This window comes from Fibrobacter sp., assembly GCF_017551775.1.
Taxonomy (GTDB): Bacteria; Fibrobacterota; Fibrobacteria; order Fibrobacterales; family Fibrobacteraceae; genus Fibrobacter.
Map to the genome: position 1 here is coordinate 20,158 of NZ_JAFZKX010000031.1, position 8,792 is coordinate 28,949.

General features: G+C 50.3%; 8 protein-coding genes and 1 pseudogene. 6 read left to right on the plus strand and 3 right to left on the minus strand.

Features of this window, described 5'->3' with window-relative positions; genetic code table 11:
* Positions 1 to 177: 177 nt before the first annotated feature.
* The 3 genes from IK012_RS03790 to IK012_RS03800 are packed head-to-tail and all read right to left on the minus strand — an operon-like array spanning position 178 to position 2,258.
* Complete coding sequence (locus tag IK012_RS03790; protein WP_290950729.1) at positions 178 to 1,161, minus strand: hypothetical protein; 984 nt, start codon at positions 1,159 to 1,161, stop codon at positions 178 to 180.
* Positions 1,158 to 1,988 (minus strand): peptidoglycan DD-metalloendopeptidase family protein, encoded by an 831-nt coding sequence (locus IK012_RS03795; protein WP_290950732.1) that lies wholly within the window; start codon positions 1,986 to 1,988, stop codon positions 1,158 to 1,160. The genes IK012_RS03790 and IK012_RS03795 overlap by 4 nt, the downstream gene beginning before the upstream one ends.
* A 3-nt stretch (positions 1,989 to 1,991) precedes the next feature.
* Positions 1,992 to 2,258: a hypothetical protein gene (locus tag IK012_RS03800; RefSeq protein WP_290950735.1), complete on the minus strand. Its 267-nt coding sequence runs from the start codon at positions 2,256 to 2,258 to the stop codon at positions 1,992 to 1,994.
* A 221-nt stretch (positions 2,259 to 2,479) separates the two neighbouring features.
* Between IK012_RS03800 and dnaN the strand changes: the two genes are divergently transcribed.
* The 6 genes and pseudogenes from dnaN to IK012_RS03830 form a co-directional block, all read left to right on the plus strand.
* On the plus strand, positions 2,480 to 3,601 hold the full coding sequence (dnaN, locus tag IK012_RS03805) for a DNA polymerase III subunit beta (protein ID WP_173343687.1): 1,122 nt from the start codon (positions 2,480 to 2,482) through the stop codon (positions 3,599 to 3,601).
* Between the two features lie 85 nt (positions 3,602 to 3,686).
* Entirely contained in the window at positions 3,687 to 4,409 is a 723-nt protein-coding gene (locus IK012_RS03810; RefSeq protein WP_290950739.1) for a tRNA 2-thiocytidine biosynthesis TtcA family protein, read from the plus strand.
* 65 nt (positions 4,410 to 4,474) lie between these two features.
* The gene (locus IK012_RS03815; protein WP_290950743.1) at positions 4,475 to 5,845 is read left to right on the plus strand and encodes an anaerobic C4-dicarboxylate transporter; all 1,371 of its coding nucleotides are present in this window, start codon (positions 4,475 to 4,477) and stop codon (positions 5,843 to 5,845) included.
* A 145-nt stretch (positions 5,846 to 5,990) separates the two neighbouring features.
* Positions 5,991 to 6,959 (plus strand): hypothetical protein, encoded by a 969-nt coding sequence (locus IK012_RS03820; RefSeq protein WP_290950746.1) that lies wholly within the window; start codon positions 5,991 to 5,993, stop codon positions 6,957 to 6,959.
* Positions 6,959 to 8,461, plus strand: coding sequence for a hypothetical protein (locus tag IK012_RS03825; RefSeq protein WP_290950749.1), 1,503 nt, complete (start codon positions 6,959 to 6,961; stop codon positions 8,459 to 8,461). The genes IK012_RS03820 and IK012_RS03825 overlap by 1 nt, the downstream gene beginning before the upstream one ends.
* Positions 8,462 to 8,569: 108 nt before the next feature.
* A pseudogene (locus IK012_RS03830) lies at positions 8,570 to 8,792 on the plus strand (hypothetical protein); the annotation flags it as partial.

The following is an 8,792-nucleotide window of genomic DNA, read 5'->3' on the forward strand; positions in this document are numbered from 1 at the left end:
ACAGTCCTAAAAAGTAGTGTAAAACCTGATTGAAATCAAAAGCACCCAAAAACGGCTATCCTCGCACGGAACGCCGCTTTTAAGTAGCATAAATATAACAAGAATTGTGTCGGAATTAGGCGTGAACGGCCATGCGAAGTGAGCCCGAACCGCCTTACACGAGTCAAGCGCGAACGGTCATGACAGATGAGCCGGAGGGGTGCCGGCGCTGCTGCGGATCGCCTCCTGCTTGCGGGCGACAATCCTGTCGGCGATGGAGCGCACCTTCTCGGTAAGCCAGAGCCAGGACTGGCTCGCCTCCTGATAGTCCGCCTCGCCGAACATCTGCACGCGGCCATCGCGACGCAGCATTTCCACCTGCCGGAAGGCCTTGACATCGCCCTTCGGGTACACCGCGAACGTGCTTCCGCCATTGTAGTTCAGGATGCTGAACGCCGGCACGTCGGAGGGGCCGTCGGCGATGTAAACCATGTTCTCGAAGGGCACGCGCCTGCTTTCGCGGGCGATGGAGGAATTCACGTCGATAGTTTCGGGATACCTGTTGCTCCCCTTGTTTATTTCAAAGAGGTAGCGGGTCTTGGACGTGTTGTCGAGGGCGCACGCAATCTGGGTGATTTCGCGGCCGGCCGAAGACCCCGAACCCGCGGGGCATACAGCCGGAGCGGCGCCGTCAAGGAATCCGGGCTGCAAGGCGTCCTCGATGAATTCGCAGCCAAAAATCCCGTCCACATGGGGCGCGATGGCGCTCCCGCGGATAGTTTCCGCAAACCCAGTACTAACAACGTAATGTTCCAGCCGGATGTCAAACGCCTTGTACTTCGGGTCTTCGGCAATGAGGTTTTTCACCCCGGCAAAGAAATCGGGAAGCCCGGGGTAGAACACGAGTTCCTTCCCGAATTCGCGCAGCAGGGCGTTGTTCAGGCCCTTAAATATGCCCGCCTTCACGTAAGTGAGGATATGGTTCAGGTAGCTCGTATCGGAATTTACCGATATGCCCTGTTCCGCATAGCGGACCTTGAGCGCATTCACCTCTTTCCAGAACTTCGCGCCGTCGACACCGTAATGCCTGAAAAGCGGGTCCTGCATGTACGAACTGATGAGCGTCTTGTCGCAGTCCCATACCATCGCGATGATGTTCTGTTCAAAAGGAGCTTGCTTCATTTAGTAATAAAATAGTCTTCGGGATTTACGGGTACGCCGTCCACGCGGATTTCGTAATGGAGTCCGATGCCGGATTCGCGGCCGCTCTCGCTGATGGTGGCGATGGGGTCGCCGCGGCGCACGCGTTCGCCTTCACGCACCAGCGCATGCCCGAGATGCGCATAGAACGTGCGGACCTTCGGGAAATGGGTTATCTTGATGGAAAGCCCGAAACCGCGGTGCGCGCGTACCTCGCTCACGACGCCCGCACCCGTCGCGTACACGGTGTCGTCCACGTCGGCGACAAAGTCGATACCGCGATGCGGAAGCTCGATTTCGGTGAAGGGGTCGCGAATCATCTCGAAACGGTTGCGCACGGCATGCCCGTTCTTGAGCGGGTGAATCACGGGAATCGCGGCGGCAACCGCGGAATCCTTCTCCAGGCTCGCCAACATATTCTTGAAGGTCTTCTCGATTTCGCGTAGGCTCTTGCGCGAAGAAAGCGGCACGTATTCCTCGCCACCGAAATCGTCGAGCGCGAATCCCAGGCCGCTCAGTTTCAGGGTGCTGTCGCGGAGCAACTTGGTCTCCTCGGCCCTGAGGATGGATTCATCGACCGTCTCGCGGATAGCCTTGATTTCTTTCTTGACAGTCTTGTTCTGGCGATAGACCGAGATGACGTCGTCGTTTGATATGTTGTCTATAATCTGCATGGGCGAAAACAGGACAAAACCCGCGATCGCAAGCAGTATGGCTATCGGGATAAGGATAAGGCGCAACAAGGACACGCGGTAATTCTTGCCACCGGACGTCCTGTCGCCAAAAACATGTATTTCGATCTTGCGCACGGGTTAACGCTTCTCCCCGCCAATCTTGTTTTCGAGGTCGGCGATACGGCGCTGGGTCTCTTCGATCTCGCCAATGAGCTCCACTACGGAGGCGTCGTTCTTGATGGTGTTGAGCAGGTCGCCCTGAACCGCCCTGTAGAGCTTCTGCCCGAGCGCCTGGAACCTGGTTTTCAAACGGCCTTCTTCCGATGCCAGTTCAACCCTAGCCAGGGCGGAGCCGGCAAACCCCGCAGCGGCGCTTTTTATCTTGTTAAAAGGCGTTTCGTTCATACATCCTACCTCGCTCGGCCCTAAAAAATAGTAGTTTTTCAGTGTAAAAAATCAATGGAGACATAACATGAGCCGAAGCGAACGCAGACGTGCAAAACAGAACGTTAAAAATTTCGTGCCAAAGAAAACGAATTCCATGAACAAGTGGGTCATAGTCGCTTTGGCGGTAATAGCAGTCGTATTCTTCGTGGGTACGACAATCATCCAGAGAGGTGCATAACATGAGGTTCGTGATAGACAAGACCACATTCCAGGATGTACTTCAGGCGGCAATCAACGCCGTGCCCAACAAGTCCACCATCCAGATTCTCAACAACTTCGCCCTCCGCCTCGAAGGCAACTTCCTCGAAGTGAGCGCCACGGACCTGAACCTCGGTATCAGGGCCCAGGTCGAAGTCCAGGGAGAACGCGACGGTTCGGTCGTCATCAACGCACGCAAACTTCTTGAAATCGTGAAGAGCCTCGTAGATCCGAGCATCACCAACGTCACCATGGACGTCCAGGACTTCCTCGCCACCATCCAGTGGAGCGAGAGGGGCAAGGCCTCCATCACCGGTTTTGACGCAAGCGACTTCCCCCCGTTCCCCGAAGTTTCTGAAGGCGAAGCCCTCAACTTCGCGGCAAGCGAACTCGCATTCCTCGCCGAAAAGACCGCATTCGCCTGTTCGACCGACACCATCCGTCTGAACCTGAACGGCGTGTACCTCGAAGCGAAGGACGGCGTGATTTCCATGATTGCGACCGACGGCCACCGTCTGGGCCGCGCCGTCATCGAACAGGAAGGCGCAAACCTCACGAACGGCGCCATCATCCCGAAGAAGGCCCTGCAGCTCATCCTCCACATGGTGAAGCCCGATGCAACCGTCGAGGTCCGCACATCCGCGACGCACATCCTCTTCAGCACCGGCACCACGCAGGTCATCTCCAAGCTGTTCGAAGGACCGTACCCGAACTACCGCGCGGTCATCCCGCAGAACTTCGAGCGCACCGTGCAGCTCAACACGACCGAGTTCCAGAACAAGATGCGCAGCGTGCTCGCCATGGCGAACGCCCGCACCCACAAGGTCCGCCTGCAGATCGACGGCAACACCATGGAACTTTCCGCAAGCGACCCGGATGTCGGCGGCGATTCCCGCGAAGCAATCGCGGTGACGCACAACGGCGAAGGCAACTTCAGCATCGGGTTCGACGGACGCTACCTCACTGAAATCTTCAGCATGTGCAAGAGCGAAGAAACCATCATGAAGATGAACAACCCGATTGGCGCCTGCATCATCGAACCGGTGGGCGAGAACCTCGGGTTCAGCTTCCTCCTGATGCCGACGCACCTGAACGACGACTAAGGAGCGAGGTTCAAACTGTTCAAATCGGGGCACCGCATCAGCGTGCCCCTTTTTTAGGCCCTCATTTCATTTTTCGTAAAAGTCAATGGCAAACGCAATCCGCAAACGCATCAGCAAGAAGATTACCAAGGCGCTGCACGACTTCAACTTGATTGAAGACGGTGACAAGGTGCTCGTCGCCGTGAGCGGCGGGAAGGATTCGAGCGTGCTGCTGATGGAACTTGCCGCCCGCATGGGAAAGTTTTTGCCGGATTGCGAAATCGCCGCGATACATATCCAGAGCGACTTCGCGGACAAGGCGCCCCGTGAATTCCTGCAACGCATGGCGGAGCAGTACCCGCAGATCCCGTTCTTCTTCAAGGACGTCGCCGTGGAAGGCAGGCTCAAGGAAGGCCGCACGCTCAACTGCTACTGGTGCAGCACGCAGCGCCGCACCGAGCTCATCAAGTTCGCCCGCGAGAACGGCTACAACAAGATAGCGCTCGGCCACCACATGGACGACATCGTAGAAACGCTCCTGATGAACATGCTCTACAAGGGCGAGTTCAGCGGCATGCCCCCGATGGTGCCCTACGAAAAATACCCGTGCAGCATCATCCGCCCGCTGTGCTACTGCGAAGAAAGCGAAATCATCGAATACGCCGAAGACGCGGACATCCGCAAGTTCACCTGCACCTGCGAGTTCTCGAAGGCGTCGCACCGCAAGACCATCCGCGAAGAAATCAAGAGCCTCACCAAGGGCAATTCCACGTTGAAGGCAAACTTGTTCGAAAGCATGCGAAACATCCGCATGGACTATTTGCTATAGACGCCCGCGGATAATCCGGGATTTTTTATTACGTTTATTTTTAAACACGCCGCACGGAGGAAGCCATGGCCCTGATGATTATCCAGTTGCTAATTGTACTGCTCGCGCTCTACGTGGGCTCCCGATACGGAAGCCTCGCCCTCGGTGCGATTTCGGGAATCGGCCTTGCGATTCTGGTGCTCGGATTCGGACTCAAGCCGGGCACCCCGCCCACCGACGTCATCTACATCATCATAGCGGCAGTCACATGTGCGGGCATCATGCAGGCATCGGGCGGCATGGATTGGCTTATCCAGCTTGCGGAAAGGCTTCTGCGCAGGCACCCGAGCCACATCACGTTCCTCGCCCCGCTTTGCACGTTCTTCCTCACCGTGCTGGTAGGTACGGGGCACGTGGTCTACACCCTCATGCCCATCATCTGCGACATCTCGCTCAAGCAGGGAATCCGCCCAGAACGCCCCTGCGGTGTCGCTTCCGTCGCATCGCAAGTAGGCATCACCTGCTCGCCCATCGCCGCAGCCGTCGCCTCGTTCGTCATCATCTCGAACGCGAACGGATTCAATGTGAACAACCTGCAGGTCATCGCGATTACGATTCCCGCTTGCCTCTGCGGCATCATGGCGGCAGCGCTCGTCTCGTACAAACGCGGGCTTGACCTCGACAAGGATCCCGCTTTCCAGGCGCGCCTCAAGGACCCGCAGACAAAGGAATACATGTACGGGAGCACCGCCTCCGTGCTCGACAAGGAAATCCCGAAAGAAGCGAAGCGCGCCGTATTCATCTTCCTCGGCGCCCTCGCAGTCATCGTGCTGTTCTCCATCTTCCAGATTATCGGCCACGACATCCGCCCGCAATTCCCGACCGGCAAAGTCGTTGACGGCGTGGCGCAGGTAAAGCCGCTCGCCATGAACATCATCATCCAGATTGTGATGATTTCGGCAGCGGCGTTCATGATTATCTTCTGCAAGGCAAGCCCCAAGAAGGCCGTCGCAGGCGCCGTGTGGCAGAGCGGCATGGTCGCCGTCGTCGCCATCTACGGAATCGCATGGCTCGCCGACACCTACTTTGCGAACTACATGGACGTGATGCAGGGCGGTCTCAAGGACATCGTACAGCACTACCCGTGGGCCATTGCCTTCGCGTTCTTCGCCGTGAGCGTACTCATCAACTCGCAGGGTGCGGTCGTGGTCGCCATGGTCCCGCTCGCCTACAGCCTCGGCATCGAGGGCCCCGTACTTTTGGGCGTACTCCCGAGCGTGTACGGGTACTTCTTCATCCCAAACTATCCTTCCGACATCGCGACGGTGAACTTCGACCGTTCGGGCACCACCGTCATCGGCAAGTACCTGCTGAACCACAGCTTCATGCTGCCGGGCCTTACGAGCGTCATCGTCTCGACTATCGTCGGAACGCTGCTCGTGAAAATTTTCTACTAGAAGCATTCCACGCGCTTGCCGCGACTGTCATCGTTTGTGTTACAACGTTTATTCATTTGGGCGATAAATTTTTACCCCCAAGTGATATGTTGTACAAAAACAACTCTATACATTCAAAATAAAGTATATTATCCATAAACACGTCATGAGTTTTAAAAAAGGAAACCCCATGAAACCCATTTATAAAATAGGCTGCATTTTGGGAATGCTTATCGTCGTCACATCCGTAAATGCTAATCTAATTCCCCTGACAGCAGAAATTAGAAATGAGCAGCCCTACTCTCTAGACAACAACACAATAAGAATAAGAGTATTCAACCACAGCATGGACACACTAAAGGAATTATCCTTTTGTTACAGATTCCATGCAAACAAGGAATTTATTTTTGAACATGACTGGTATTTGCCTAATTTGAATTATAAGATTGATACACTGACAGACACTACATATCAAATTCATTTTTGGCTAAAACAAAATGCTTCCGTAGCTCCGAATAAATATTTCCCAAACAAATCTGGTATCGTATTTGGTTTGCATTATAGATATTGGTTCCCATGGGAACATCAACTGGATTATTCCTTTTCTTCTAATCCGTCATTTGAAAATACTGAAAAATTATTTCTGTCCATGACAAACGAATGCTACGATGAAACGGTGGTGATTGACACTGCGAGAATCAAGATTCTTGGATACGACAAGGACGGAAACGGCGTAAGAGACGACCTGGATTCTTTGATTGATGCAAACATTCCTGACAGTCCAGAAAAACGAGCTGCTTACCGTTATTTGGCACAAGCTATACAAAATCAATGGATTGCTTTTTATGACAATCCACAAATGACATATGAGGAGATGCGACCGTACGCAGTTTTCACATCGTTAGGAATCGAACTTATCGCAGAATCGAATGCCGAATCTAGTCTCGATTTTAGTCTTTTTGAAGCCCGCTTGTTTAACACAATGGAAAGAATCATGTTTGGCGACAAAATAGACAGAATTTTTATCGGGAATTACCTGCCAGTAGCAGTAAAATCAGATAGGCAATACGCTAATTTAGTTGACACAGGAATGAACGGTTATAACGAAATTTTAAGACTGGAGAGAATGAAGTAATGAAAAAAAATATAACCATTCTCATTCTATTTATTTTCGCAACACACTTCTCTTGGAGTTCCGAGAATGCATGTCAAATTGTAGACATAACAGGAAAAATTCTTTACATAAATTCATGCCAAAATATCGAAAATTTGATTAATTCCAACGAAGGTCTTCCTTCAAATGGAATCTATTTTTTGAAGAATAAAAATCATTTTCAAAAGATTAAAAGAAAAAACAATAAAACAGCCATTTCAAAATCATTTTTTTCTGACTCCATATCTACCACCGAAAACAGAACGTCTTTTTCTAAAGCAATGAGAAAAGAAGCGTCTTTATCCAACAACTATTATTTTAGAACCAACTTTTTTGCAATAAATGGTATTGGCTATAACTCATATTTAAAGGCACAAAATAATTTCGCATCGCTTTTTTCCTATATAAAAAAGGATATACAAGTTCTTTTCCCTCAAGATACAATCTCTACAGAATTGATATTCAATAAAACATCGTTCAACATATACACAGACTTAATTCAGTCTATATTACTTAAGGCGGAAGAACTGGAAATAAAGGAAAAATTCTTGGCTGATATTGGTAGTTTGCTATTTCTTCCTTCGCTTTATATTATGGACGAATTATTGAATTGGATATCAGATGGTGAATACGAAAACAAGGTTAAAGAATTTACAGAATATAGAGACAATATAATTATGGAGACTATCCCCATCATTGGAGAAAACACAGCAACTAAATCCAAATTAAGAAACGCCTTAGCAGAATCCGCAAACAACAAATCCCGTGCTATCGTTCTTGGCCATTCACAAGGAGGTATGTACACTTATGAAGCTTTTAACTCGTTCCCAGATTTAGACAAATCACATTTTTATTCGCTAAACATAGCTGTTCCAACAGATAAAAATCCCAATTGGTTTCTGGGAAACGACAATGACTGGATACTCAACACATTCAGAATTCCTTTAATAAACGACATTCCTGAAAGTGAACCAAATAGTTCAGATGATGGGCGCGATTTTGGCGGCGAAAGCGGACATTACCATGAATGGCTGAAGTCATATTATAATCCCCATTTGGCTAGTTATTCAAAAATTAATGCAGCAATTGAAAATGCATTTAGTACCGTTCCGTATTGGGAAAAAATATTTAACACAGTCACATACCAATTGTTGTGGTATTACAGTGCAGCCGAATCAACTATAGACATCGCCAAAGCAGACGGCTCTTGGGTTACACTCGGCACTTATGGCGGATATGATGTTATCGACCCATCGACAAAAACCGTTTCCAACATTCTGCTTCAGGACGGATATCCTGTATTACGAGTACAATCATACAACGACTATAGATGGTGGGGGCCATACACATCCATAGGTTATGACGACAACCCCTTTAGAATCATATCAATTGATAATGACACCTTGACATATTTAATGTCAGATGCGACCTCCGTCAGTACTTACGATGACGCCAGCTTCAAACTCACGCTAGTCATACAATAACACTGCCACTAGAAGCATTCCACGCGCTTGCCGCGACTGTCACCATTTGTATTACAATACTTGTTCATATTCATTGGTCATTCAATGTATTTCATAAACAGACAGCTTATGAAACCTTTCTACAAAATATGTTGTATTCTAGGATTACTCGCTGTCGCCATATTTGCAGATAGTTGCGATAATGAAACAGCGGAAGCCGATTCTGAGAGAATCAAGATTCTTGGGATTGATAAGGACGGAAACGGCGTAAGAGACGACTTAGATTCTTTGATTGATGCAAAAATTCCCGACAGTCCTGAAAAAAGGGCGGCATATCGTTACTTGGCTCAAG

Bases quoted from the DNA above. Each gene is read 5' to 3' on its own strand.
- IK012_RS03810 (WP_290950739.1), top strand. From the start codon at position 3,687: ATGGCAAACGCAATCCGCAAACGCATCAGCAAGAAGATTACCAAGGCG.
- IK012_RS03790 (WP_290950729.1), bottom strand. From the start codon at position 1,161: ATGAAGCAAGCTCCTTTTGAACAGAACATCATCGCGATGGTATGGGAC.
- IK012_RS03825 (WP_290950749.1), top strand. From the start codon at position 6,959: ATGAAAAAAAATATAACCATTCTCATTCTATTTATTTTCGCAACACAC.
- dnaN (WP_173343687.1), top strand. From the start codon at position 2,480: ATGAGGTTCGTGATAGACAAGACCACATTCCAGGATGTACTTCAGGCG.
- IK012_RS03815 (WP_290950743.1), top strand. From the start codon at position 4,475: ATGGCCCTGATGATTATCCAGTTGCTAATTGTACTGCTCGCGCTCTAC.
- IK012_RS03820 (WP_290950746.1), top strand. From the start codon at position 5,991: ATGAGTTTTAAAAAAGGAAACCCCATGAAACCCATTTATAAAATAGGC.
- IK012_RS03800 (WP_290950735.1), bottom strand. From the start codon at position 2,258: ATGAACGAAACGCCTTTTAACAAGATAAAAAGCGCCGCTGCGGGGTTT.